The organism is Wolbachia endosymbiont of Drosophila incompta, from assembly GCF_001758565.1.
Lineage (GTDB): Bacteria > Pseudomonadota > Alphaproteobacteria > Rickettsiales > Anaplasmataceae > Wolbachia > Wolbachia pipientis.
Window position 1 is genome coordinate 1254793 of sequence record NZ_CP011148.1, and the last position, 1132, is coordinate 1255924.

Annotated in this window: 2 protein-coding genes; both read left to right on the forward strand. The window is 37.3% G+C overall.

Translation table 11 applies throughout. The annotated features are described in order from the left end of the window. A partial coding sequence (locus WG67_RS07410; RefSeq protein WP_245683368.1) for a Fic family protein occupies positions 1-522 on the forward strand: 522 nt, incomplete at its 5' end. A gap of 87 nt (positions 523-609) precedes the next feature. After that, positions 610-1132 (forward strand): UbiD family decarboxylase domain-containing protein (locus WG67_RS08910; protein WP_458694942.1); only part of this gene is annotated, 523 nt, incomplete at its 3' end.

A 1132-nucleotide genomic window follows, 5' to 3' on the forward strand; every position in this document is an offset into this window, starting at 1 on the left:
ATTCACCCTTACTATGACGGTAATGGTCGTACTGCAAGATTGTTGACTACATTAATTTTACACCTTGGTGGGTATGACCTAAAAGGACTTTATTCATTGGAAGAATATTATGCTAAGAATCTAGGAGCTTATTATGAGGCAATCAGTGTAGGTCCATCGCACAATTATTATATGGGACGAGCTGAAGCAGATATCACTAAGTGGGTGGAGTATTTCGTAGAAGGTATGGCAAATTCATTTGAGAACGTTTTACAACGTATAAATGAAGAAGAATACCACACTGATCAGACTGATCTTATACGTAAGCTTGATCCTAAACAACGCAAAGCTCTTGAGCTCTTCCAGGAGTTTTCCGCTATTACAACTAGTCAGGTTGGCGAACTATTTAATTTTAAGCCTCGTACCAGTGCGCAACTTTGTAAAAAGTGGGTGGAAATGGGGTTTATCAAGATTGTAGATTTTTCCAATAGAGGAAGGAAATACAAACTTAGTAAGCAATATGAAGATTTGATCTCAAATTAACTGAAAGCTCGCTAGACAGTGCATAGGTCAAATTTCAATAAAGTGCTTGAAAACTAGATATAAACTTAAAATTTTAAAAACTGGAATATGTACAACAACTTACGCGACTTCATCAAAGCCTTAGAAGAAAAAAAAGATCTGATTAGGATTAAGGAGGAAGTTTCAACAGTTCTTGAAATGACAGAAATTCATCGCAGAGTTTTGTCAAGCAAAGGGCCAGCGATCATTTTTGAAAATGTTATCACAGAAAATGGCAAAAATTCGATTCCAGTTTTGGTGAATTTATTTGGTACTATTAAGAGGATTGCATTGGGGTTGAACATAAATCCTGATGAACTAAGAGATCTTGGTAAACTTTTAGCATTTTTGCAATCACCTGAGCCGCCAAAAAACTTTAAGGATGCTATAAAAATGTTTCCTTTGTTGAAAGTCGTGTTATCGATGCGAAGTAAAGTCGTGAGCAAGGCTCCATGTCAAGAGGTAGTGCTAACCGGAGATGAAGTGGACCTAAGTCTACTGCCCATTCAAACATGTTGGCCAAATGAACCTGCACCACTTATCACCTGGCCAATTGTGGTAACAAAAGGACCCACGAAAGAAAAGCAAGATA